General features: G+C 60.6%; 19 protein-coding genes and 2 pseudogenes. 10 read left to right on the top strand and 11 right to left on the bottom strand.

Annotated features, from left to right (window positions below; genetic code table 11):
- Positions 1–45: 45 nt before the first annotated feature.
- From FX982_RS11245 to FX982_RS11260, 4 genes are all read right to left on the bottom strand, one after another.
- Entirely contained in the window at positions 46–1,029 is a 984-nt protein-coding gene (locus FX982_RS11245; RefSeq protein ID WP_172610680.1) for a TRAP transporter substrate-binding protein, read from the bottom strand.
- Positions 1,030–1,111: 82 nt separating this feature from the next.
- The gene (locus tag FX982_RS11250) at positions 1,112–1,999 is read right to left on the bottom strand and encodes an SMP-30/gluconolactonase/LRE family protein (protein WP_172610681.1); all 888 of its coding nucleotides are present in this window, start codon (positions 1,997–1,999) and stop codon (positions 1,112–1,114) included.
- A gap of 66 nt (positions 2,000–2,065) precedes the next feature.
- The gene (locus FX982_RS11255) at positions 2,066–2,890 is read right to left on the bottom strand and encodes an NAD-dependent epimerase/dehydratase family protein (protein ID WP_172610682.1); all 825 of its coding nucleotides are present in this window, start codon (positions 2,888–2,890) and stop codon (positions 2,066–2,068) included.
- A gap of 373 nt (positions 2,891–3,263) precedes the next feature.
- Entirely contained in the window at positions 3,264–4,520 is a 1,257-nt protein-coding gene (locus FX982_RS11260) for an OprD family porin (protein ID WP_172610683.1), read from the bottom strand.
- A 510-nt stretch (positions 4,521–5,030) separates the two neighbouring features.
- Here FX982_RS11260 and FX982_RS11265 point away from each other — a divergent pair.
- The 6 genes from FX982_RS11265 (at position 5,031) to FX982_RS11290 (ending at position 12,330) form a co-directional block, all read left to right on the top strand.
- Positions 5,031–5,978 carry a substrate-binding domain-containing protein gene (locus tag FX982_RS11265; RefSeq protein WP_172610684.1) on the top strand — a complete coding sequence of 316 codons (948 nt, stop codon included), beginning with the start codon at positions 5,031–5,033 and terminating at the stop codon, positions 5,976–5,978.
- Positions 5,979–6,076: 98 nt separating this feature from the next.
- Positions 6,077–7,588 (top strand): sugar ABC transporter ATP-binding protein, encoded by a 1,512-nt coding sequence (locus FX982_RS11270; protein WP_172610685.1) that lies wholly within the window; start codon positions 6,077–6,079, stop codon positions 7,586–7,588.
- 4 nt (positions 7,589–7,592) lie between these two features.
- Positions 7,593–8,552 (top strand): ABC transporter permease, encoded by a 960-nt coding sequence (locus tag FX982_RS11275; RefSeq protein ID WP_172613032.1) that lies wholly within the window; start codon positions 7,593–7,595, stop codon positions 8,550–8,552.
- 266 nt (positions 8,553–8,818) lie between these two features.
- Complete coding sequence (locus tag FX982_RS11280; protein WP_172610686.1) at positions 8,819–9,907, top strand: alcohol dehydrogenase catalytic domain-containing protein; 1,089 nt, start codon at positions 8,819–8,821, stop codon at positions 9,905–9,907.
- 150 nt (positions 9,908–10,057) lie between these two features.
- Positions 10,058–11,590, top strand: coding sequence for an FGGY-family carbohydrate kinase (locus FX982_RS11285; RefSeq protein WP_172610687.1), 1,533 nt, complete (start codon positions 10,058–10,060; stop codon positions 11,588–11,590).
- A 2-nt stretch (positions 11,591–11,592) separates the two neighbouring features.
- Positions 11,593–12,330, top strand: coding sequence for an SDR family oxidoreductase (locus FX982_RS11290; RefSeq protein WP_172610688.1), 738 nt, complete (start codon positions 11,593–11,595; stop codon positions 12,328–12,330).
- Between the two features lie 495 nt (positions 12,331–12,825).
- On the opposite strand, the gene FX982_RS11300 is transcribed toward FX982_RS11290, so the two are convergent.
- Both FX982_RS11300 and FX982_RS11305 read right to left on the bottom strand, forming a co-directional pair.
- Positions 12,826–13,842 (bottom strand): LacI family DNA-binding transcriptional regulator, encoded by a 1,017-nt coding sequence (locus tag FX982_RS11300; protein WP_172610689.1) that lies wholly within the window; start codon positions 13,840–13,842, stop codon positions 12,826–12,828.
- Positions 13,843–14,031: 189 nt separating this feature from the next.
- Positions 14,032–14,715, bottom strand: a complete 684-nt coding sequence (locus FX982_RS11305; protein ID WP_172610690.1) for a hypothetical protein — start codon at positions 14,713–14,715, stop codon at positions 14,032–14,034.
- Between the two features lie 395 nt (positions 14,716–15,110).
- On the opposite strand from FX982_RS11305, the gene FX982_RS11310 reads away from it, so the two are divergent.
- Positions 15,111–16,316 carry an MFS transporter gene (locus FX982_RS11310; protein ID WP_172610691.1) on the top strand — a complete coding sequence of 402 codons (1,206 nt, stop codon included), beginning with the start codon at positions 15,111–15,113 and terminating at the stop codon, positions 16,314–16,316.
- 3 nt (positions 16,317–16,319) lie between these two features.
- Positions 16,320–16,787, top strand: a complete 468-nt coding sequence (locus tag FX982_RS11315) for a metallophosphoesterase family protein (protein WP_172610692.1) — start codon at positions 16,320–16,322, stop codon at positions 16,785–16,787.
- 138 nt (positions 16,788–16,925) lie between these two features.
- Here the strand turns inward: FX982_RS11315 and FX982_RS11320 are convergent, their stop codons facing one another.
- The gene (locus tag FX982_RS11320; protein WP_172610693.1) at positions 16,926–17,717 is read right to left on the bottom strand and encodes a substrate-binding domain-containing protein; all 792 of its coding nucleotides are present in this window, start codon (positions 17,715–17,717) and stop codon (positions 16,926–16,928) included.
- Here FX982_RS11320 and FX982_RS11325 point away from each other — a divergent pair.
- Positions 17,652–17,906 carry a hypothetical protein gene (locus FX982_RS11325; RefSeq protein WP_172609164.1) on the top strand — a complete coding sequence of 85 codons (255 nt, stop codon included), beginning with the start codon at positions 17,652–17,654 and terminating at the stop codon, positions 17,904–17,906. The two genes, FX982_RS11320 and FX982_RS11325, sit on opposite strands and share 66 nt — an antisense overlap.
- Here FX982_RS11325 and FX982_RS24775 read toward each other — a convergent pair.
- From FX982_RS24775 to FX982_RS24785, 3 genes and pseudogenes are all read right to left on the bottom strand, one after another.
- Positions 17,891–18,808: a methyl-accepting chemotaxis protein gene (locus FX982_RS24775; RefSeq protein ID WP_438826323.1), complete on the bottom strand. Its 918-nt coding sequence runs from the start codon at positions 18,806–18,808 to the stop codon at positions 17,891–17,893. The two genes, FX982_RS11325 and FX982_RS24775, sit on opposite strands and share 16 nt — an antisense overlap.
- Positions 18,794–19,891, bottom strand: a pseudogene (locus tag FX982_RS24780) (methyl-accepting chemotaxis protein); the annotation flags it as partial. The gene FX982_RS24775 and the pseudogene FX982_RS24780, both read right to left, overlap by 15 nt.
- A 437-nt stretch (positions 19,892–20,328) precedes the next feature.
- A pseudogene (locus tag FX982_RS24785) lies at positions 20,329–20,670 on the bottom strand (hypothetical protein); the annotation flags it as partial.
- A 404-nt stretch (positions 20,671–21,074) separates the two neighbouring features.
- Between FX982_RS24785 and FX982_RS11340 the strand changes: the two are divergent.
- A complete protein-coding gene (locus FX982_RS11340; protein ID WP_172610695.1) occupies positions 21,075–22,250 on the top strand; it encodes an acyltransferase family protein in 1,176 nt (391 codons plus the stop codon).
- 23 nt (positions 22,251–22,273) lie between these two features.
- On the opposite strand, the gene FX982_RS11345 is transcribed toward FX982_RS11340, so the two are convergent.
- On the bottom strand, positions 22,274–23,512 hold the full coding sequence (locus tag FX982_RS11345) for a TIGR03862 family flavoprotein (protein WP_172610696.1): 1,239 nt from the start codon (positions 23,510–23,512) through the stop codon (positions 22,274–22,276).
- Positions 23,513–23,663 lie beyond the last annotated feature (151 nt).

The raw sequence follows: 23,663 nt of genomic DNA on the forward strand, positions 1-23,663 counted from the left end.
GTGAACGGCCGGGGCCGCCACCGCAGTGCTATCGGGCTGAAGGACTTATTGAACGGCTTCGATGCGCTTCATCAGGTCAGCGTAAGGCGCGCCATGTTTGGCCCGCACCTCGGCTGTCGCGTCATAGAAGGCTTTCTTCTGGTCAGGCGTCAGCGTGATGAACTCGACGCCCGCCGCCTTCAGCTTGGCCTCGCTCTCGGCTGACTTCTTGTCCCACAGCACGCGTTCTTCAGCCTGGGCTTCGACCGCCAGCTTCTTCACCAGCGTCTGTTGCTCCGGGTTCAGCTTTTCCCAGGCGGCTTTGGACATCACCACCGGCTCCGGCAGGATCAGATGCTCGGTGAGGGTGTAGAACTTGGCGTTCTGATAGTGGTTGTGTTCGAGCAGGGTTGGCATGTTGTTTTCAGCGCCGTCGATCACGCCAGTCTGCAGCGCGCTGAAAATCTCGCCTGTCGCCATGGCAATGCCGTTGCCGCCCATTGCGTTGATGGTGTCGATGAACACGGGGTTGCCTTGCACGCGGATCTTCATGCCCTTGAGGTCGGCGAGGGTGCGTACCGGTTTCTTGGTGTAGAGGTTGCGTGTGCCGCCGTCCATCCAGGCCAGTGCGACCAGTTTGGCTTCGGAGTTAGTGATCTTGTCGAGCATCTCCTGGCCGATCGGGCCATCAATCACGTGGCGCATGTGGGCGTGATCGCGGAACACGAAAGGTAGGTTAAATACGTTCACGTCCGGTACCACCGGCCCGACGATGCCGAGGCTGATGCGGGTCATCTGGACGGCGTTGGCCTGGACCTGTTCCACGACTTCCTTCTCGGAGCCAAGCACGCCGCCAGCGAACATCTTGAAGCTGATCTCGCCTTTGCTTTGCTCTACCAGCTTTTTGCCCATGTCCTGTTCAGCGACAACGGGCGGATAACCTGCGGGGTGCACTTCAGCGAATTTGATTTTGATGTCCGCCAGCGCTGTGTTCGAGAGGCACAGCGCGAAAGGGAGTGCGGCGAGGAGCAACTTGCGTTTGAAGTCCATGGATGTTCTCCGGTGTTGTTATTGTTTTTTCAGATCGAACGGTGAAGCGGTGCTGCGGCGTAGCGGTGGCCGAATGTGTGGCTCAGCCCTTGAACAGGGGTTCTTCGAGTCCCTTGACGCCAGGGTTTAGCGCAAACACGCCACCGGCCAGGGGCTGGTCGCTGAGGTCGCCGCCGGGGCGGATGGACGTGACGTACAGGGTGTCCAGATTCGAGCCGCCGAAGGCGCACATGGCGGGCTTTTTCACCGGCACACTCAGCGAGCGATCCAGCTCGCCCGCAGGCGTAAAACGATGGATCACGCCTTCATCGTTGCCGCAGATCCAGTAGCAGCCCTCGGCGTCCACCGCTGCGCCGTCGGGGCGGCCGGCGTGTTGATTCATGTCCACGAACAGGCGGCGGTTGTGCGGCGTGCCGGTGTCGGTGTCGTAATCAAACGCCCAGATCTTCTGCACGGAAGGGTGTGAATCGGAGAGGTACATGACGCGGCCGTCCGGGCTGAAGCCCAGGCCGTTGGGTACAATCATGTCGGCAAGCTGGGCAGTCAGCGGCTCGGTCTGGCCGGCGCTGTAGCGATACAGCGAACCCACGGCCAGTGCCTTCGTCATGTCCATGAACATGGTGCCGGCCCAGAAGCGGCCCTGGCGATCGCAGCGACCGTCGTTGAAGCGCATGTTGTCATTCGCGTGCTCGACGCTGCTGAGCAGTTGCGTGGTGACAGTGCCATCGTCCTGGAGATGAAGGCGGAACAGGCCGCTCTCCATGCCGGCCAGCCAGCTGCCGTCCCCGTAGCGAGCGATGCAGGCGAGCATCTCCGGCGTTTCCCAACTCGTGGTGAGACCGTCTTGCGGGCTCCAGCGATGGAGGCGACGGGCCGGAATGTCGACCCAGTAGAGCGCCTGTTCCTGGGCGTTCCAGACCGGCGATTCACCGGTCGCGTTACGTGCATCGAGAATCAGCTCTGCGTCCATGACGATCATTCCGTGATTTTTATTATAAGAGGCCGACTTCACAGTTGGCCTGGTCGTCGTTGAGTCTTACTCGTCGCCAAACGGCCCGGACGCCACGAACGCACCGCCCTGGTACACCATGGCGGGGTCGTCGGAAGCCGGCATCGGCTGCGCTTCGACCTTGGCGCGAAACTGCTCGGAACTGTCTTTCGGCTGATAGCCCAAGTGATTGGCCAGGCGGTTGTCCCACCAGACCGTGCTGTTGTCCGAAGCGCCATAAACGATGGTGTGGCCGACGTTCGGAGTGAACAGTCCGCGTTCGATCAGCTGGGTCAGGTCGCCGTAGCTCAGCCAACTGGCGAGCATGCGGCGGTTCTGTGCTTCAGGGAATGAGGAGCCGATGCGGATGCTGACGGTCTCGATGCCGTAGCGATCAAAGTAGAAGCTGGCCATGTCTTCGCCGTAGGACTTCGACAGACCGTAGTAGCTGTCCGGGCGACGCATGGCGCTGGCGTCGATGACTTCATCCTGACGGTAGAAACCGATGACGTGGTTAGAGCTGGCGAAGATCACCCGCTTCACGCCATGTCGGCGCGCCGCTTCGTAGATGTGGAAGATGCCGCAGATGTTCGGGCCGAGGATCTCTTCGAAAGGGCGCTCTACCGAGACGCCGCCAAAGTGGACGATGGCGTCCACGCCTTCGACCAACTGGTGGACTGCGTTTTTGTCGGCCAGGTCGCAGATCTGGATTTCTTCGCGGGGGCCGGCCGCCGGTGCCATGTCGGCGATATCGGAGAGACGCAGGATCTTGGCAAACGGACGCAGGCTTTCGCGCAGGACTTTACCGAGGCCGCCAGCGGCGCCCGTCAGCAAAATGCGGTTGAGCGGGGCCTGGGCGTTGAATTCAGTCATCGTGGGAAGCCCTGATTCTGATGTTGTTTTTATGGTGTCATCGGTTGTCGTATGACGCTTGCGGGATTATCAACAGGGCCCGCAAATTTTGTCAACGCGACGAAGGTGTAAGCCTTCTGACGCCTGTCTGAAATGTCCGTCCGAACTGCGCAGATGCCCAGAGAATGCCGCGCCGTCACGTTGCACTGCGACGCCCGACGCTTTCCCGGCTAAACCCGGTCCCACCAGGGACCAGGGGTATGCATGCCGATGGTGGAACCGGCTTCGGCCGGGAAGAGGCCAGTTCGAGCAGCATCACCTTTGCGGAGTGACGCCCAAGGTCTTCTCGGCTAAAGCCGGTTCCACTGGCTGCGCGCAACGACGTTTGAGCCTCTTACATCAGCGAGATTGGATAGCTCACAAAGACCCGGTTTTCGTCGAACTCGTTGGTGCTGTAGTCACGCCGCATCGACGAGTTTCGCCACCGCACGTTGAGGCTCTTGAACGTGCCGCTCTGGACCGTATAGGCCAGCTCGGACTCGCGTCCCCACTCCTTGCCGTCAGTCACGGTGCCGGTGTGCACGTTATCGCCGCTGATGTAGCGGTTCATCATCGTCAGGCCGGGGATGCCGAATATCGCGAAGTCCAGGTCGTGACGCAGTTGCCAGGAGCGCTCCTTGGCATTGTCGTAGCTGGAGTTGTAACTGTCGTTGGCCAGGGTGCCGCCGCTGGTGCCATTGACGCGCATCCACTGGTCATCGCCATAGACCTTCTGCAGGCCGAGGTAGACGGTGTTGCCTTCGTAGTTGGCGGACAGCATCGCGTAGGCGGTCTTGTTATCCAGCTCGCCGGCCAGCTTGTTGCCGTCCTCTTTGCCGAGGAAGTAGCCCAGGTTGGCGCCCAGGGTCCAGTCACCGATTGGCTGCTTGTGGATGAGGTTCAGAAACTCCTGCTGATAGACGTCTTCCAGCTGCGCGTACCAGAGCCCGACCTGGGTGCGCTTCTCGTTGAAGGTGTATTCGCCGCCGCCGAAGTTAAAGCGGTCCGACTTGAACGCGGCGGATTTACCGTTCATGAACATGTCTTCCATGCTCGCGTCGTTGCGTGGGCTGTTGCCGCGGAACTGGCCGCCGTACAGCGTGAGGCCGGCGATTTCCTTGGAGGTGATCTGCCCGCCGCGAAAGGTTTGCGGCAGCGACCGGCCGTCATCGGAACGCAGTATCGGCAACACTGGCATCCATTCGCCAATCTTCAATTCCGTATTGGAAAGCCGCGCCTTTGCTGCCACACCGAGGCGGCCGAAGTTGTCGGCGGGGCGTCCGTCATCATGGATAGGCAACAGTTGAGTACCGCCGGTGCCTTTGCCGCCGTCGAGTTTTTGCGAGTACAGGCCCAGCACATCGAGGCCGAAGCCAACCGTGCCCGGGGTAAAGCCCGATTTCACATCGAGAATGAAGTTTTGCGTCCATTCTTCGGCGTAGTTCTGCGGGTTCGCCGCGTTGGTGAAGTTGCGGTTGAAGTAGGCATTGCGCAGGTTGAGCGTGGCCTTGGTGTCATCGATAAAACCTTCAGCGAGGCTCATCAATGGCAGGCTGAAGGCGACGCTGCCAGCGCCAAGCAACAGCCACGAACGGTTGGTCTGGATCTTCATTTCTTATTGTTCTCCCTTTCTGCTGACAAAACGGTCCCGCACCGAAGGTCGCCGCCGAGGCGCCGCAGGTGTGGACGGGGGTGCTCACGTCACCGGTTTTGAATGAGGCTCACTGCCTGATCGAAACGGCCGTCGCTGATCAATCGCTCGCGGGTGCGTCGGCGAAAACACACGCGCGCACAGGCACGAGAGAGGCAGGTGGAACACAAAGAGAGGGGGAGGTGTGGCGGATAACGCGGGGCGACAGGCGCCGATTGACTGTCATCGTCATGGAAGCATTCCTTTTTATTTTTGTTATCGGTTATGCGTTGTCGTACAACGCGATTTGGAGTATCGGCAGAGATCTGTACGCTGTCAACGCGCCAGCTCGGGAAACTCGCCAGCGGTCGTCCTCCCAGGCTTACCAACGGTCACGGGCGGATATTGCGAACCCCCTGTTTCTCTGCTAATTTCAAAAATGTTAACGATGACATTTCCGCTTTAACAATAAAAACAACGGGATTTTTCGCTATGACAACTCGCCTCAAGAAGGGCTTTTCCGCCGCTCTCTGTTCACTCGCCGTGGCCGTCGCCTGCGGCAGCGCCATCAATGTCCAGGCCGCAGACGCCGCCAAGACCGGCCCATTGAAAATCGGCGCCTCGTTTCAAGAGATCAACAACCCCTATTTCGTGACCATGAAAGACGCCCTTCAGGACGCCACTACCAGCATCGGTGCCACGCTGCTGGTCACTGATGCGCGTCATGATGTGTCCAAGCAGATCAGCGACATCGAAGACATGCTGCAGAAAGGCATCGATATCCTGATCATCAACCCGACCGATTCGGTCGGCGTTCAGTCCGCCGTCAAGCAGGCCCATGACAAAGGCGTGGTGGTCGTCGCGGTGGACGCTCAGGCCAATGGCCCGCTGGACTCTTTCGTCGGCTCGAAGAACTTCGACGCCGGCGTGCAGGCCTGCGATTACCTGGCCAAGCACATTGGCGAGAAGGGTGACGTCGGGATTCTCGACGGCATCGCGGTGGTGCCGATTCTTGAGCGCGTACGCGGCTGCAAGGAAGCCTTGGGCAAGTACAAGGACATCAAGATTGTCAGCATTCAGAACGGCAAGCAGGAGCGTGATCAAGCGCTGACTGTGACTGAAAACATGCTGCAGGCGCAGCCCAATCTCAAAGGCCTGTTCAGCGTCAACGACAACGGGTCCCTCGGCGCCCTGGCGGCCATCGAGTCCAGCGGCATGGACGTCAAGCTGACCAGCGTCGACGGCGCGCCCGAAGCCATCAAGGAAATCCAGAAGCCCAACAGCAAGTTCATCGCCACTTCCGCTCAGTACCCTCGCGACCAGGTACGGCTGGCGCTGGGGCTGGCGCTCGCCAAGAAGTGGGGCTCACAAGTCCCGGCGACCATTCCGGTCGACATCCTGCTGGTGGATCAGGCGAAGGCGAAAACCTTCACCTGGTAACGGGCGTGGCGCTGCTCGCCTGAGACTTTTTTTGGCCCAGGCGGGCGCCACGGATTGATGTGAGTTGCGCAGCGATGTTCTGCTGCGACGAGGTGCCCATGAGCTGCCTTCTGCAATTGGAAAACATCTGTAAAAGCTACCCCGGCGTGCAGGCGCTCAAGTCGATCAACCTGCAGGTCGAACGCGGCGAAATTCACGCGCTGCTCGGCGAAAATGGTGCGGGTAAATCGACCCTGATGAAGATCCTCGCGGGCGTCGAGCATCAGGACAAAGGCAGCATTCTCATTGATGGCGCGGAACAGTATTTCGCGACCTACAACGAAGCCATTGCCGCCGGCATCGGTATCGTCTTTCAGGAATTCAGCCTGATCCCCTATCTCAATGCCGTGGAGAATATTTTCCTCGGTCACGAGATCGTCAACGGCTTCGGCTTGCTGCGCAAAGGCGAGATGCGCGAGAAAGCCAGCGGGCTGTTCGACCGCCTCGGCGTGAAGATTAATCTGGATTGTTCGGTGCAGCACTTGAGCGTGGCCGAGCAGCAGTTTGTCGAGATCGCCAAGGCGTTGGCCCTTGAAGCGCGTTTGCTGATTCTCGACGAACCCACCGCCACCCTGACCCCGTCCGAGGCCGAGCTGTTGTTCGACATCATGCGCGAGCTGAAAAGCCAGGGCGTGGCGGTGATCTTCATCTCCCACCACCTGGAGGAAATCTTTCAGGTCTGCGACCGCATCAGCGTGCTGCGTGATGGCGCCAACGTCGGCGCCTTGACCGTCGCCAACAGTGACATCGACACGCTGGTGGAGATGATGGTGGGGCGGCGTCTGGAAGCGAACTTTCCGCCCAAGCAGTCCCGCGCCCAAGGCGAAGTGGTGCTGCAAGTGCGTGACATTCAGCTGACCCGTAATGGCCCGCACAACAGCTTCAATCTGCACAAGGGCGAGATTCTCGGCTTCGCCGGGCTGGTAGGGTCCGGGCGTACGGAACTGGCGCTGGGCGTGATCGGCGCGTTGCCGGTGGTCAGCAAGGACGTGCTGTTGCGCGGTCAGCCGGCGCACCTCAATGACCCGGCGCAAGCGCTGGCCAGTGGCATCGGCCTGTTGCCGGAAAGCCGCAAGAGCGAAGGGCTGATCGTGGATTTCACCATTCGCGAGAACATCTCCCTGAACAATCTGGGCAAGTATGAAGGCGCGGCGCACCTGCTCGACCGGTACAAGGAAGACACCACCACCGCCGAGCTGATGAAGCAGCTGTCGATCAAGGCGCCGAGCTGTGAAAGCCGGGTCATCAATCTCAGTGGCGGCAATCAACAGAAGGTGGTGATCGCGCGCTGGATCAATCACCACTGCGACATCCTGATCTTCGACGAGCCGACCCGAGGCATCGACGTCGGCGCGAAAGCGGAGATCTACACCCTGATGCGCACACTCACCGAACAAGGCTTCGCGATCATCATGATCTCTTCGGAACTGCCGGAAATCATCGGCATGTGCGACCGCGTGGCCGTTTTCAACAAGGGCGCTATCGTCAACGTGCTGGAGGCTTCGGCCATCAATCCGCAGGAAGTGATGCGCCACGCCACCGGGAGCCTGAACAGTGAACACCTCCATTAAAACGATGACCGTGCAGCCCAACCGGATGAAGCTCAACTTCGCTCGATTGATTCGCTCGCCAGCCTTCTACCCGTTCGTTGGCCTGGTGGTGGTGACGGTCTTCATGATCTTCGCCAGCGACAAGTTTCTCACCGGCGCGAATCTGGAAAACATCGCCCGCCAAGTGTCGATCAACGCCATCATCGCGGTCGGCATGACTTGCGTGATCCTCACCGGCGGAATCGATTTGTCGGTGGGTCCGGTGATGGCCTTGTCCGGCACGCTGACCACCGGGCTGATGGTCGCAGGCGTCCCGGCGCCGATCGCGATCCTCATCGGTTTGCTGATTGGCGTGGGCTTCGGAGTGGGCAACGGCATCTTCGTCGCGTACCTGAAAATGCCGCCGATCATCGTCACGCTGGCGACCATGGGCATCGCCCGCGGGCTGGGCCTGATGTACACCGACGGCTACCCGATTGCAGGCATGCCGGACTGGTTCGCCTGGTTCGGGCGCGGCACGCTGTTCGGCATTCAGGTGCCGATCCTGATCATGCTGGCGACCTACTTCTTCGCCTGGGTGCTGCTGCAGCACACGCGGGTGGGCCGCTACGTTTACGCCATCGGCGGCAACGAAGAAGCCGTGCGTCTGTCCGGCGTGCGCGCCTCGCGGTTCAAGCTGCTGGTGTACTCGATCAGCGGGCTGACGGCGGCGATTGCGGGGCTGGTGTTGTCGTCGCGGCTGATGAGCGGGCAACCGAATGCCGGCGTCGGTTTCGAGCTGGATGCCATCGCAGCCGTGGTACTGGGCGGCGCGTCGATTGCCGGCGGTCGCGGCGTAATCATCGGCACGCTGGTGGGCGCGATGCTCCTGGGCGTGCTGAACAACGGCTTGAACATGCTGGGCGTCTCGCCCTATGTGCAAAGCGTGATCAAGGGCGGAATCATTTTGCTGGCGATTTTCATCAGTCGGCAGCGGCACAAATAAGGTGTGGGGTGACTGCGCTGGCCTCTTCGCGAGCAAGCTCGCTCCCACAGGATCGGTGGTGTGGACAAATCCGCTGCGCCACCTGACACCTCCTACAGGTTCGAGGTCAGGGAGATATGTGACGCGGCAGCACTTGCCCATTGTGGGAGTGACCGGGGTGGCGCTCCACCTTGCTCACGAAGGGGCCGGCCCTGGCATTCACGAATCCGAGATGAAAAACGGTGGCGCGATATTCGCCACCTAACTACACAAACAGGTGAACCGACATGGAACAAAACACAACAAACACCATGCAAGCCGTCGTCTGCCATGCGCCGAAAGACTACCGTCTGGAGCAGATCAGCAAGCCCGTCGCCCGTGCCAATGAACTGGTGATCCGCATCGGTGCCTGCGGGATCTGCGCCAGTGACTGCAAATGCCACTCGGGCGCAGCGATGTTCTGGGGCGGCGAGAGCCCGTGGGTCAAGGCGCCTGTGGTGCCGGGGCACGAGTTCTTTGGCTACGTCGATTCGGTGGGCGAGGGCGCTGAAGAGCACTTCGGCGTGAAGGTGGGTGACAAGGTTATCGCCGAGCAAATCGTCCCGTGCGAGAAGTGCAAGTTCTGCAAATCCGGCAAGTACTGGATGTGCGAAGTGCACAACATTTTCGGCTTCCAGAAGGACGTCGCCGAGGGCGGCATGGCGCAGTACATGCGCATCCCGAAAACCGCCATCGTGCATCACATCCCCGAGTCGGTGTCGCTGGAAGATTCGGCGTTGATCGAGCCAATGGCCTGTTCGATTCACACCGTCAACCGCGGTGATGTTCAGCTCGATGACGTGCTGGTGATCGCCGGCGCCGGTACCCTGGGCCTATGCATGGTGCAAGTCGCTGCGTTGAAAACGCCGAAGAAGCTGGTGGTTATCGACATGGTCGACGAGCGTCTGGAGCTGGCGAAAAAATTTGGCGCCGACGTGGTAATCAACCCGAGTCGCGACAACGCCAAAGAGATCATCAATGGCCTCACCGACGGCTACGGCTGCGACGTTTACATCGAGACCACGGGCGTGCCGATCGGCGTTACCCAAGGTCTTGATCTGATCCGCAAGCTGGGCCGGTTTGTTGAGTTCAGTGTGTTCGGCGCCGAGACCAGCGCTGACTGGTCGATCATCGGCGATCGCAAAGAACTCGACGTACGCGGCGCTCACTTGGGCCCGTATTGCTACCCGATCGCCATCGACCTGTTCGAGCGCGGGCTGGTGACGTCCGAAGGCATCGTCACCCACGACTTTGGTCTGGACGACTACGCCGAAGCGTTCGCCCTGGCGGACTCGACCAAGTCGATCAAGGTGCTGCTCAAACCGGTTAACGGATAACGCTGTCTCTGTAGGAGCCATCGGCGTTTACGACAGTCGCGATGCGGTTTACCTGACACAACGCTTTCGCGTCCGTCGTGACCTCCGATGGCTCCTGCAAGGGACGGTGGCACACCTCAAGCAACCCCATAACAACAAGAGCGCACCCGGATGGATTACGTCATCGGTGTCGACATTGGCACCCAAAGCACCAAGGCATTGCTGGTCGATGGCCAAGGCCGGATCATCGCGCAGCACAGCCACAGTTATAAGGTCGACACCCCCAAACCGCGCTGGGCCGAGCAATGGCCGCAGATCTGGCTCGACGCCGTGGAAATCTGCGTTGCGGCGTGCATGCGCAAGAGCGCGTTGCCCAGGGACAGCGTCAAAGCCCTGTGTGTCAGCAGCCTGTATGGCGGCTCCGGCATTGCGGTCGATGCGCAAATCAAACCCTTGTATCCGTGTCTGATCTGGATGGACCGCCGCGCCGAAGCACAGGTGGAGTGGGTCAATCGGCACGTGGATCTCGAGCGGCTTTACACGATCACCGGCAACTCGGTGGACAGTTATTACGGCTTTACCAAAATGCTCTGGCTCAAGGACAAACAGCCGCAGGTCTGGGCTGACACGCGCTATCTGCTGCCGCCTAACAGCTACATCAATTACTGCCTGACCGGCGAGGTCGCGGTGGATCACAGCTCTGCCGGCAACATCGGCGGGGTCTATGACGTCCAGGCGCGGGGCTGGTCGGCAGAAATGCTCGATGCGCTGGGCATCCCGGCGTCGATGATGCCCGAGCGCCTGGTTCACTCCGGTGATGTGGTCGGCGGCCTGTTGCCCGAATGGGCCGACCGCCTTGGGCTTAGCCCTGACATTCCGCTGCTTGGTGGCGGTGTCGATGCCGCCATGGCGACCTTCGCCGCGGGCGTTACTCAGGCCGGCAACCATGTGGCGATGATCGGCACCAGCATGTGCTGGGGCTACCTCAATCAGCAGGTCGAGGCCCGGCACGGTCTGGTCAGTTTCCCCCACGTCTTCAACGGCGCCAAAGACCTCTACATCTTCGGCGGCGCGATCACCGCCGGCGCCTCGGTCAGTTGGTTTCGCGAGCAGTTCTGTCAGGCCGAAGAGCAGCAGGGGCGCGAGACCGGCGAAGACAGTCATGTCATTCTCGAACGCGCGGCGATGAAGATCCCGGCAGGCAGCGACGGCGTGCTGTTCCAGCCGTACCTGATGGGCGAGCGCAGCCCGGTGTGGGACGCTAAAGCCAGCGGCAGTTTTGTCGGCCTGAGCCTCTATCATAGCCGGATTCACCTTTACCGCGCGGTGCTCGAAGGCGTCTCTTTTGCGCTTCGCCACAACATCGAAGCGGGCACCAAAGGCGCGCAATCCCTGGACCCTCGGCTGATTGTGGTCGGCGGCGCCAGCCACTCGGACCTGTGGATGCAGATCATCGCTGACGTCACCCACTTCCCGGTCTACACCATCGTTCAGGAGGTCGAGGCGGCGCTCGGTGCAGCCTTGCTGGCGGCCCACGCGGTCGGGCTGGTGGATGAAGCGCAGGTTCACAAAGGCTGGGTCCAACTGGAGCGCCGGGCCGAGCCTCAAGCGGAGAACGTCGAGTTGTATTCGCGACTGTTCGCCGATTACGTGGCGCTGTACCCGGCGCTGAAACCGATCATGCATCGTTTGCAGGGAGCGTGACTGTGAACACGGCTCAATTTGATTTCAGCGGCCAGCGCATTCTGGTCACCGGCGCCAGCAGCGGCATCGGCTGGGAGGTCGCGCAGCAACTGCTGAACAGTGGCGCCGAGGTCTATGCCCTGGGTCGCGACGCATCGGCTCTGGAGAAACTGGCGGGGCAGGGCTGTCAGGTCTTGCGTGTGGACGTGGCCGATCAGCCGTCATTGGCCGCACTGTTGGCGGACTTGCCAGTGATGCACGGCCTGGTCAACTGCGCGGGGATTTCCATACTGGAATCCGCGACCGAGGTAAGCGCTTTGGCATTCGATCAGGTCATGGCGGTCAACGTGCGGGCGGCGGCGATGATCGCGGGGGCGGTGGCGAAGAAGATGATCGGCGAAGGCGTGGTGGGGAGCATCGTCAACGTGTCGAGCCAGGCCTCATTGGTGGCGTTGGACGATCACTTGAGCTATTGCGCGTCAAAGGGCGCGATGGATGCCATGACTCGTGTGCAGTGTGGCGAATGGGGTCGGCACAGGATTCGCGTCAACAGCGTCAACCCCACCGTGACGCTGACGCCCATGGCGCAGATGGCCTGGAGCGAGCCGAGCAAACGCGACCCCGCGCTGGCGGCGATCCCCCTCGGCCGCTTCGCCGAAACCGCAGAAGTCGCAGCGCCGATCCTGTTCCTGCTGAGCAGCGCGGCGTCGATGATCAGTGGCGTGTCGCTGCCGATTGATGGGGGGTACACGAGCCGCTAGGACGCTCGGTTTTGACGCAAGTGTTGAGGCTTGATACGAGCCTCTAGTGGAAGATTCTATGGTTGCCATCAAGCCAAAATCCCCCTTTTGATCGTTCCCACGCTCCGCGTGGTAACGCCGCCTCGGACGCTCCGCGTCCGGCAGACGACGCGCATTCAGGCCGGGGGAGGTGACGCGGAGCGTCACGGGATGCATTCCCACGCAGAGCGGGGGAACGATCAAGATCAAAAGCTTCCCGGCTGAAGCCGGTCCCACAGAATGCACGCGCTGCTTTTAGTGGGACCGGCTTTAGCCGGGAAGAGGTTAGTCGAGGCGCCGACAGTATTGCGGATCAGCCACACTTCCTGTGGGAGCGAGCTTGCTCGCGAAGGCTGACTTCCAGCCGCTAGAAATGCAATGGCTGGACTGCCGCCTTCGTGAGCAAGCTCACTCCCACAAGATCTGCATCTGCCCTGAGAGCTGGTAGGTTTCACAGCGAGGGTTGCGGATGAAACATCACCCGCCGACGCCATTCTCCAGCTCTCCGACAATCACCACCTGCGCCTTCGGCAGATGCCGATCCTCGATCCGCTCCAGCAGCAGTTTTACCGCGCTGCTTCCGGCCAGCGAGGCGTCGTGGGCGATGCAGGCGATGGGGATGCCGAAGATGTCGGCGAACGGCAACCGGTCGATGCCGCAGATGGCCACGCTGTGATGGGCAATATCTCGGTCGCGCAGGGCTTTCATGGCGCCCAGCGTGATGAGCTGGTTGAAGCCGAAAATCGCGTCCGGCAGCGGGTGGTCGCGCAAGTAATCCAGCGTGCTCTGGTGCGACGGTTCCAGGGTGTAGTCCCCGGCAAACACATCCAGCTGTACCGGCTTGCCGCTCCCGGCAATCGCGGCCTTCACGCCCTTCAGACGTTCCTCGGAAATCCGCGAATGGGCGGGTCCGGTCAGCACCAGCATGCGTCCCATGGCCGGGCTCTGCGCCAGCAGGTAACGCGCGCCCTTTAGGCCGCTGTGATAGTTGTCGAGCACCACATGACTGAACGGGCTGGCAGGCAATGCGCGGTCCAGTTGCACCACGGGAATGTCGCCGTTACTGAGGCGGCTGAGATAGACCGGCTGGTACGCCGGCTCGTCCGACACCGGCGACAGCACGATGCCAGCCACGCGGTAACTGAGCAGCGTATCCACCGCCTTGGCTTCGAGTTCTTCGGAGCCGTCGGTGTCCACCAGCATGATGGTGTAACCGCGGGTTTTCGCCTCGCGGGAGATCGCCTTGATCATCTCGCTGTAGAAGGGGTTGTCCACAGACGCGGTAATAACGCCGATGATCATGCTCTCGCTGCGCTTGAGGCTGCGGGCAAACGCATTGGGAACGTAATCGAGTTCGTGCGCCACTTCCAGGATGCGCGCCAGCGTGGCGGGCTTGACCAGATCGGGTTTGTTCAGCGCCCGGGAAACAGTGACAGGGGTCATGTTCACACGACGGGCGATGTCAGAAATGGTGACGGGGGTTTTCTTGCTCATGGGCGATTGGCTGCCTGAAATCCGGGACAACCTGCGGGGCAGTCGCATCCCTCCAAAGAGTGCCAAGGCTAGCACGATGGAGGGCGCGAAAGGGATGCCAGTGTCGGCGCGGGCATGCAAACCGACGCCTTTATTTTCGGGGGCTGGGTGAGTGTCTGATGACGCTCGGTCGATACCCGGCCGCCAGAGTCAGACGCTTGTTTCCATTGCCTCGGCGACAGCGCGACGTCGGGCTTTGACAGGCATGGAAATCTGCAATTCGGTGAGTTCGTCAAAGCGCGAGAGATCCCGGCGCAGCTCCAGAAAGTAGTCAAGCGCGCCGCCCATACAGATGCTGTAGGCCAGCAGTTCGACGCCTTCTTCAACGGTGGTTTTCGCCAGCCGCGCGTAGCCGCCCTGAAGGATGCCGTGCCACAGCGAGCCCATGCCGAAGAGTCGCGAGAAGATCAGCACCAACAAACCGGCCATGATGAAACCGAACGCCGGACGCAGGGAAAAACGGGCGAGCCCGGAGACCACGTCGCGCCACGCGTTCTTGTAACCCAAGGCCTTATAGACGCATGTGCCAGCGGTGAGCAGCGCAGGCCACAGCCAGAAACTGTGACTGATCGGGTCGAACAGCCCGTCCAGCTCACGGATCAGCATGCAGGCGAAAAAGCCGCCAATCAGGATGCCGACGCCACGTTGCCCCGGCTGACGCGCCGAAAGCCAGAACAGACCGGCGATGATTGCCAGCATGACTTCCTGGCTGACCTCGGTGAACGAGGTTTCGAGGATGTCGGTCTTGGCGACGAAGATGTCGATGAACACCATGCCGATACTAAAGAGCGTAAGCGCCAGCATGACGCCAAATCGCGCCAGTGCTGATTTCACAAGTTGTAGATCGTTATTCACACGTTTTTCACTGTTGAGCCGGTATTAAGGGCGCGACTCTAAAGAACTTTCCCGGGTTAGCCAAACAGCGGCTTAGTGCACGCTTTTAATTATTCTTCCATTCAGTAAAAGTCTTTTGTTGTCTCCGGTATTGCAGTTTTTTAAATCTGTCGTATTGGCCTTGATTACCGCCACAGTATGGCCTTGTCGGGGGGCTTATCAGGTAGAAGAGGCGAGAGGCGCGCAAAGTCAAAGTGTTTAACATGATGATGAATATGTTCACGTATTCGTCAAAACTGCCTGAGCACAAGCCTCCGACGGCGCTCGCAGGTCTACCTTGCCTGATCGGTATCAGCGACACTGCGTGTCTTGTTCATACAGTGCCCGGAGCGCTCATGTCCCTGCCTGCTTCAACTTCATCGCGCGACTTCATCTTCGCCGCCTGCGCTTTGCTCATCGCCATGGTCGGCACCACGCTGCCCACGCCGCTGTATGCCCTCTATCAACAACGCCTCGGCTTCGACGCAAGCTGGCTGACCATCATTTTCTCAATCTACGCAGCGGGCGTGATCGCAGCGTTGCTGGCGGTCGGGAGTTGGTCCGATCAACTGGGGCGCAAGCCGCTGTTGCTGGCAGGGCTGGCAATGGGGGCGATTAGCGCGGTTATCTTTCTGTTCAGCGATTCGATTGGCGGCCTGCTGATCGGACGGCTTTTCTCCGGTTTCAGCGCGGGCATCATGACCGGCACGGCAACGGTTGCTGTCATCGAACTGGCTCCCAAGACCTGGAAAAATGCCACGCTGGTGGCCACGGCCGCCAATATGTTCGGCCTCGGCATCGGGCCTTTGCTGGCCGGCTTTACCTCGCAGTTTCTGCCGGATGCGCTGCATCTGGTGTTCTACGTGCACCTGGTAATGCTGGTGCTGGCGACTGTCGGTATCGCCCTGATTCGGGAGACCGTGCAGCGCCCGCACACGCTGAAACTGGGTATTCAGAAGCCTTCCGTTCCGGCGTCCGTGCGCAGCGTGTTTATCTCCGCTTCCATCGCCGGGCTGGCGGGTTTCAGCGTGGCGGGACTGTTCACCAGCATGGTCCCGTCGGTGATGATCCACATCATGCACGAGCAAGGCGGGTTGTTGATCGGCGCCGTGATCGGGTTGTTTTTCGTTGCGTCGATCATCGGCCAGGCGTTGCTGCAGGTGCTGCCGAAGGACCGGCACATGACCCTCGGCTGCGTCGGGCTGATTGTCGGGATGATCTGTCTGGGGCTGAGCATTGCCACGTCGCAGTTGGGGCTATTGATCGCCGCGGGGCTGGTGGCAGGCGTTGGCCAGGGCATGATCCTGCGCGCCGGCATGGGTGCGGTCACCGCCAGCAGCCCGACTGATCAGAAGGCAGGGGTCACGTCTGCCTTCTTCGTGGTGCTTTACGTGTCGATCTCGGTGCCGGTGGTGGCGGTTGGTTTCAGCGTGCGGGTGTTTGGCCTGGAGCATGTGGGCGAGTTCTTCGCCTCGCTGGTGGCCGTCGTCGCGTTGTTGGCGATGATCAGCATGAAACGCGTGCAATCGAAGCAGGCCGCCCTGTCGGCGCCGGGGAGCTGAAGAATGAGCGTAAAAGTCGGCTTGATCTCGGATACCCACGGTCTGCTGCGCCCTCAGGCACTGGAGGCGTTGCAGGGCTGCGATTACCTGATCCACGGCGGCGACATCGGCAAGCCGGAAATCCTCGACGCATTGAAAACCATCGCGCCACTGACGGTGGTACGAGGCAATAACGATACCGATGATGCCTGGGCTCGCGACGTGCCTCATCAAGCGGTTTTGCGTATCGGTGATGTCGCGATTTACACCACGCACATACTGGCCGATGTGCCGGCCTCTTTACCGGACGGGGTGCGAGTGGTGGTCACCGGGCACTCCCATCGGCCTGTGCAGCAGACGCGCGATGGCGTGCTGTTCATTAACCCGGGCAGCGCCGGACCGCGACGGTTCAAATTGCCGATCACGGTGGGCATGCTGCACATCGAGGGTGATCAAGTGCGCGGTGAGTTAATTGAGCTGGCGCTTAAATAAGCCCGGCGTTTCCTGGCACCGCTTCTGCCGACAGGCTTAGGAGCGCGCTTGCCCGCGAACGCAATCGGTCAGTGACGAATCGATTGCCTGACACGCCGCGTTCGCCAGCAAGCCGGCTCCTACATAGTTGATTGCGCGCTACTTCGCGATCGGGTCCAGACCGCTGGCTTTAATCGCCGGTGCAGCTGCGGTTGAGCTCAGAAACTCCAGAAACTGTTTCGCCTGTTCAGGGTGTTTGCTCTGGGTTACGACGCCCGCCGAGTAGAGGGTCATCTGCTGCGCCTGGTCGGGGATCAGACCGATGATGTCGATGCCGTCTACCGGCTTTAGCTCGCTCAACTGTTGAAAGCCGATCTCGGCGTCTCCGCCTGCGACGACTTCTCCGACAGGCTGGGCGGGGATCATGCGGCTTTTGCTCTGAATCCGGTCGGCGATGTGCATCTGGCTAAACAGCACGCGAGACAGGTACACGCCGCTGGCGCTGTCCGAATAGGCGATGCTTTTGGCGTCCAGCAGGGTCTGCTTGAAGGCTTCCATGGTGCTGATGTCAGGGTGCGGCGCGCCATGGCGCACGGCCATGGCGATGTAGGACTTGCCCAGATCGACGCGGGTTTTCGGATCGACCTTGCCGTCCTTGATCAACTTGTCCAGCGCCGCACCCACCATCAGCACCACGTCGGCCGGCTCGTGGCGGGCCAGTCGGTTGGGAATCGCCTGGGGCGTCGCGCCCATTGAAGGCGCCACTTCACCCTGCAGCTTCACGCCGGCCCGCTGTTCGTAATCGGGGGCTACAGCTTTGAACGCACCCATGATCCCGCCGGAACTCAGGACGATCAGTTGAACAGGGGCAGGTGCCGTAGCGGCATGGGAAAAAGCGACTGGAACGAGGGAAAGGGCGGCACTGAGGAGGTAAGGCAACATTCTTTTCATGGAGATAAACCCGGCGTTGGAGATGAATATGACGAAATAAAACAGCGCGGGCAGTATGTGGCAATTGTGGGATCAGTAAATCCCTTTCTTGCCGATGCGCTTGCGCTTTTCGTCTTCAAACCCATGCACCGCCTGCGTCGAGCGGCTTTTCGCCCGACGCAGATAAAGCGGGTTTACACCTTGAAGTGACTGACCAGCATTTGCAGCTGATTGCCCAGCCGTGCGAGTTCGACGCTGGACGCGGCGGTTTCTTCGCTGGCCGCGGCCGTCTGTTCAGACACGTCGCGCACGTTCACGATGCTGCGGCTGATCTCTTCGGCCACCGAGCTCTGCTGCTCCGCGGCAGCGGCGATCTGCTGGTTCATGGCCTGAATGTTCGACACTGTCTGGGTAATGCTTTCCAGCGAAGTACCGGCCTTGCGGGTCAGGGCAACGGAGCTGTCCGTCAGGTTGCGGCTGCTGAGCATGATCTCCGAAACCTGGCGTGTGCCGTTCTGCAGCGCGGCGACCAGTCCTTCGATCTCCTCGGTCGATTGCTGAGTGCGTTGCGCCAGGCCACGCACTTCATCGGCGACCACGGCAAAACCGCGACCGGCTTCACCCGCACGCGCGGCCTCGATGGCCGCGTTGAGGGCCAGCAGATTGGTCTGCTCGGCGACGGCCTTGATCACGTCCATGACCTTGCCGATCTTGTCGCTTTCCTGTTCCAGCACGGACATCGCGTCAGTGGAACGAACCACTTCGCTGGCCAGCTTCTCGATTTGTGTGATCGCTTCACCCACTACTTTGTCGCCTTCCCGTGCCTGCTTGTCAGCGGCAGAGGCAGCGACCGAGGCCTGCTCGGCGTTGCGCGCCACCTCGTGAACGGTGGCTGACATTTCGTGCATCGCGGTGGCGACCTGGTCGGTTTCCACTTTCTGGCTGTTGACCCCGGCGCTGGTCTGTTCAGTCACGGCCGACAGTTCTTCAGCGGCACTGGCGATCTGCGTGACGCTATCACGGATGCCGCCGATCAGTTCGCGCAGCGTGGCGCCCATGCGCTGGATACCCATCTGCAAGACACCCAGTTCATCTTTGCGAGTCACGACCATGTCGTGGGACAAATCGCCAGAGGCAATGCGATCAACGACGGCCAGGGTCTGCTGAAGCGGACGGGTGATCTGACGGGTGATGATGATCGCCGCCAGTGTGCCGAGAATCAGCGCAAGCAGCGTGCCGGCCAACTGCAGCGTACGGGCTTGCTGGCTGTCGGCCTGCCCCAGGGTGATCTGCAAGTCATTCAACTGCTGCGCCAGTTTGATGATGGCGCTCTGCTCTTCGGTCATCTCGGTGCGCGCGGCGTTGATGTTGTCGACCGCGACCTTGAAGCCCTGCACCGAGGTGCGATACCCCTGCAGTGCCCCTTCCAGTTGCTTCAGACGCTCGGCCTGAGTACCGCCGAACATGGCGTTCAGCGGAGCGAGACCGTCGATGGCGCTGGTCAACTGACGCGTCGCCGTGTTTTCCGTCTTGGCAGAAACATTGGCGGTGTAGCCGCGCACTTCGTAGCGCACCAGCATCACGTCCTCTTTGGCTTTGATCACCGCCTCGTACTGCTCGAAACGACGTTCGTCAGTCGGCTCAAGTTTCATCACATCGTCGTTGATCGCAGCGATCAGGTCCGCCGCTTTCACCGCGTCGACACCCATGTCGGCGCGAACCTTGGCGCTCGCCTGATAGGCCTCGCGCATCTTGTTCAGCGACGACTGATACGCACTGATCTGCTCACCCATCGCCTTGATGGGCGGGACGTTCAGTGGGTGAGTGAAGGTGCTCTGCAGGAATTGCTGCTGCGCCTTGAAGCCGTCAAGCGCGGTCTGCACAGTCTGCGCTGCGGTTTCGTCGCCATTGCTGAGCATGTACTGCAGGCGTGATACCCGCAGGTCTGTCAGCTTCTGGCCAAGCTTGTTGATGTCGGCAACGCGGTCGCTGCGGTAGGTCATGTTGCCGAGGCTGTTCCAGCCCACGACGGCCAGCAGGGCGGTCAATACAAGCACCACGCCAAAGCCGAGGGCCAACTTCACGTTGACGCTGATGTTTGCAAACCAGCTGTTCATTCCATTTCTCCAGAATCCGTAAATATTTGAAATCGTCAGCTGGAGGGTTTTTGTTATGGAAACCAGCACAACATTCATGTGTACGAATGCATCGGCAGGCTGGGGAGAATCTGAAACCGATATCAGAATTGTCCGACAGTCGTGTGAGAGGAGAGGTACAGGCAGTAGAAAAAACGCGTGGCCCAGAAACAATCAAGCCCGGCAATGGCCGGGCTGGGGAAGGAGCGGGGTGTCGATCAGCTCAGGCGGCTGGCACCTACGTGGTCTGCACCGTCAGCGGCAATACGACCCAGTTGGGTGTGCGACGAACCGTTTTCAGCAACACGGTTTGCACCGACGCGATCAGCACCATCAGCAGCAACACGGTTTGCACCGACGCGATCAGCACCATCAGCAGCAACACGGTTTGCACCGACGCGATCAGCACCATCAGCAGCGACACGGTTTGCACCGACGCGATCAGTACCATCAGCAGCGACACGGTTTGCACCAACGCGATCAGCGCCGTCGGCAGCGACACGGTTTGCACCAACGCGATCAGCGCCGTCGGCAGCAACACGGTTTGCACCAACGCGATCAGCGCCGTCGGCAGCGACACGGTTTGCACCAACGCGATCAGCGCCGTCGGCAGCAACACGGTTTGCACCAACGCGATCAGCACCGTCGGCAGCGACACGGTTTGCACCAACGCGATCAGCACCATCAGCAGCAACGCGATTGACGTTGGTGTGGGAAGCACCGTTTTCAGCCACGATCGGTGCGTTTGCAATTGGGCTTGAGTCAGCAGCGGGCAGGGCGAACGCGCTGGTTGCCAGTACAGAGAAGGCCAGGCCAAGGATCAGTGTGTTGGTTTTCATGAGGGTTGCTCCAGTACGTTTGAGTGGGTAACTCGGTATGGAGTTGATGTTACTCGCCGCAAAATTAATCAGAACTCAATACGAGTGGTAGCGAACATCGTCGGCGTTGATAGTTGACCCGCGGGCGGCTCATCTCGCTGCCAGGGCTGTTGACCTCCACGTAGCCCGGTGGCGAAAGCTGGCAACAAAACATTGACGGGCGTCGCTCATGCAGCGACCTCTCATCCTCAGCGTGACTCATGGGTCACCTACGCCAAACGCTGGCGTCAAACTTTGCGCCGTCGTTTGTATCGGACATGAAATATTTCAACTGTCGATAACTCGGCCCACCCCCTACCGTGTAAAGGCCGCGAGACTTCGCTGCCGCCAAGGGCGTTTTCTCAATCAGGACGGGACGTTGGGCCATGGGATCAGTTCAGCGATTCACCACGCTAGACAGCTTCAGAGGCGTGTTTGCGCTGCTGGTGGTGTTCTATCACCTGCATGTCGTGGGCGCGTTCATCGAGCTGCCTTTTTTTCGCAGAGCGGAGATCCTGCTCAACTTCTTCTTCGTGCTCAGCGGTTTTGTCCTTGCCCACTCTTATGGCATGAAGGCGGGATTCGGCTTCAAGCGCTTTATCGTCTCCCGCGTGTTTCGTCTTTACCCGCTGCACGTCGTGATGCTGCTGGTGTTCATCCTCTTTGAACTGGTGCGCTGGGCCGCGTACAAAAAGGGCTTTTCCCTGAACAACGTGCCGTTCACAGGGCTGTTCGACCCTTCAGAGATCCTGCCCAATCTGCTGCTGGTGCAAGCCTGGACCACGCTCACCGAAACCATGTCGTTTAACTACCCGTCCTGGAGCATCAGCATCGAGTTCTACATCTACATGCTGTTCGGCGCCTTGTGCCTGCTTTCGTTGAGAAACCGCTTTCTGATGTTTGCCTGCGTGGCCGTCGTCGCGTTCACGATGATCTTCACCGAGAACGAACCGCTGGTCTGGCGCGCGATGCTGGGGCTGTCCTGTTTCTTTGCTGGTAACATCACGTACCTGGCTTACCTGCTGGTTCGCGACAGATTCGTGCCGGTGCGCTGGTTGATGACGGTGTTCGAAGTGGCGCTGACCTACGCCACATACTGGATGGTGATGAACGACTTCAGTGATCGCTCGCCCATCGCCAGTCTGACGTTCTGCGTACTGGTGCTGGTGTTCGCGTTCGAGGCCGGGCTGGTATCGACTTTCCTGAAAACCGCGGTGTTCAGGCTGCTGGGCAAATTGTCGTACTCCATCTACATGACCCATGCCGCGCTGCTGTTTTGCCTGTCGACGGTGTTCATCGTGGCGCAGAAGCTCACCGGCCGCGATCTGTCGCCGATGATCAACGGCCAGCGTTTCATGGACACCGGGTCGGAGCTGGGCAACAACGCGCTGGTGGTCGCCGTGACGCTCGTGGCGATTGGCCTGGCTGCCCTGGCTCATAAGTACATCGAGCTGAAGGGCGTCGAGTTGGGCAAGTGGGTTACCGGAGCATCGAACGGCAAGGCGCCGGTCAATCAAACGATCAGCAGTGGCCTGAAGCCGCAGATTGACCGTGCAGCCTGAGTGTCCAAGCGTTGCGTCGAGCCTTACTTGCGGCGCAACCAGTCCACCATTCCCAACCCTGCCGCGCGGCCGCTGGCGAAGCAGGCGGTCAGCAGATAGCCGCCGGTGGGCGCTTCCCAGTCGAGCATCTCACCGGCGCAGAAGACGCCGGGCAGCGACGGGATCATCAGGTGCTCGTTCAGTGCTTCAAACGTCACCCCGCCCGCCGTGCTGATGGCTTCATCCAGCGGACGCGGCTTGATCAGCGTCAGCGGCAAGGCCTTGATCGCAAGCGCGAGCAGGGCCGGATCAGCGAATGCCGCTGCGGGGGTAAGCTCACGTAACAGCGCCGCTTTCACCCCGTCGAGGCCCAACTGGCTGTGCAGATGCTTGGACATCGAGCGTGAACCGCGGGGTTTGCTCAGGGCCTTTTGTACCTCGGCGATGGTTTTGCCGGGCAGCAGATCAATCTCGACCGTGGCCGACCCCGACTGATTGATCGCATCACGGATCTGCGCGGACAAGGCGTAAACGAGGCTGCCCTCGACACCGCTCTGCGTGACCACGCATTCCCCCAGCCGCAGGGTTTGCCCCTCCACGCCCATCGCGATGTTCTTCAGCGGCGCACCGGCGAATTTGCTGCGCAGCAGTTCGCTCCAGGCCGAGACTTCGAACCCGCAATTGGCGGCTTGCAGCGGCGCGACGTTGACCCCGCGTTGTTCAAGCAGCGGTACCCACGCACCGTCCGAACCCAGCCGCGACCAGCTTGCTCCGCCCAACGCCAGCAGCGTGGCGTCAGGGTTCAGGGCCACTTCACCGTCGGGACCGGCGATCAGCACGCTGTTGTCGGAATTCCAGCCCAGCCACCGATGACGGGTGTGGATAACCACGCCGGACTCACGCAGGCGCTTGAGCCAGGCGCGCAGCAGCGGCGCGGCTTTCATGTCGGTGGGGAACACGCGTCCTGAACTGCCGACGAATGTCTGGATGCCCAGGCCGTGAATCCACTCGCACAGCGCCTGGGCGCCGAAGCTGCGCAGCAAGGGCGCGATTACCGCGGCGCGTTCGGCGTAGCGGGAAACGAACGCAGGCGACGGCTCGGAGTGGGTGATGTTCATGCCGCCCACGCCGGCCAGCAAAAACTTACGCCCGACCGAAGGCATGGCGTCGTAGAGATCCACCTTGAAACCGGCGTGGCTCAGCACTTCAGCGGCCATCAGGCCGGCAGGGCCGCCGCCAATGATGGCGACTGTCTGGGTGCTTGAGGTGGCGGTTGACGTCATGGTTAAGCGGACACTGGTTGGGTGAGGGGCGCGCATTCTACGCGAGCTTCGTGAAACGCGGCCAGCCTGTGGAAAACTTATCGATCAAAAAACGTACAGTGCGCGCCGGACCCAGTGTTGTCAGGGGAATGTAGCCTTGCACTCAGGTTAT

The organism is Pseudomonas graminis (assembly GCF_013201545.1).
In the GTDB taxonomy this organism is placed as follows: domain Bacteria; phylum Pseudomonadota; class Gammaproteobacteria; order Pseudomonadales; family Pseudomonadaceae; genus Aquipseudomonas.

What these genes read in the sequence shown, in the direction of transcription:
- FX982_RS11245 (WP_172610680.1), bottom strand. Translation starts at nt 1,029, where the DNA reads ATGGACTTCAAACGCAAGTTGCTCCTCGCCGCACTCCCTTTCGCGCTG.
- FX982_RS11250 (WP_172610681.1), bottom strand. Translation starts at nt 1,999, where the DNA reads ATGGACGCAGAGCTGATTCTCGATGCACGTAACGCGACCGGTGAATCG.
- FX982_RS11255 (WP_172610682.1), bottom strand. Translation starts at nt 2,890, where the DNA reads ATGACTGAATTCAACGCCCAGGCCCCGCTCAACCGCATTTTGCTGACG.
- FX982_RS11260 (WP_172610683.1), bottom strand. Translation starts at nt 4,520, where the DNA reads ATGAAGATCCAGACCAACCGTTCGTGGCTGTTGCTTGGCGCTGGCAGC.
- FX982_RS11265 (WP_172610684.1), top strand. Translation starts at nt 5,031, where the DNA reads ATGACAACTCGCCTCAAGAAGGGCTTTTCCGCCGCTCTCTGTTCACTC.
- FX982_RS11270 (WP_172610685.1), top strand. Translation starts at nt 6,077, where the DNA reads ATGAGCTGCCTTCTGCAATTGGAAAACATCTGTAAAAGCTACCCCGGC.
- FX982_RS11275 (WP_172613032.1), top strand. Translation starts at nt 7,593, where the DNA reads ATGACCGTGCAGCCCAACCGGATGAAGCTCAACTTCGCTCGATTGATT.
- FX982_RS11280 (WP_172610686.1), top strand. Translation starts at nt 8,819, where the DNA reads ATGGAACAAAACACAACAAACACCATGCAAGCCGTCGTCTGCCATGCG.
- FX982_RS11285 (WP_172610687.1), top strand. Translation starts at nt 10,058, where the DNA reads ATGGATTACGTCATCGGTGTCGACATTGGCACCCAAAGCACCAAGGCA.
- FX982_RS11300 (WP_172610689.1), bottom strand. Translation starts at nt 13,842, where the DNA reads ATGAGCAAGAAAACCCCCGTCACCATTTCTGACATCGCCCGTCGTGTG.
- FX982_RS11310 (WP_172610691.1), top strand. Translation starts at nt 15,111, where the DNA reads ATGTCCCTGCCTGCTTCAACTTCATCGCGCGACTTCATCTTCGCCGCC.
- FX982_RS11315 (WP_172610692.1), top strand. Translation starts at nt 16,320, where the DNA reads ATGAGCGTAAAAGTCGGCTTGATCTCGGATACCCACGGTCTGCTGCGC.
- FX982_RS11325 (WP_172609164.1), top strand. Translation starts at nt 17,652, where the DNA reads ATGGGAAAAAGCGACTGGAACGAGGGAAAGGGCGGCACTGAGGAGGTA.
- FX982_RS11320 (WP_172610693.1), bottom strand. Translation starts at nt 17,717, where the DNA reads ATGAAAAGAATGTTGCCTTACCTCCTCAGTGCCGCCCTTTCCCTCGTT.
- FX982_RS24775 (WP_438826323.1), bottom strand. Translation starts at nt 18,808, where the DNA reads ATGGTCGTGACTCGCAAAGATGAACTGGGTGTCTTGCAGATGGGTATC.
- FX982_RS11340 (WP_172610695.1), top strand. Translation starts at nt 21,075, where the DNA reads ATGGGATCAGTTCAGCGATTCACCACGCTAGACAGCTTCAGAGGCGTG.
- FX982_RS11345 (WP_172610696.1), bottom strand. Translation starts at nt 23,512, where the DNA reads ATGACGTCAACCGCCACCTCAAGCACCCAGACAGTCGCCATCATTGGC.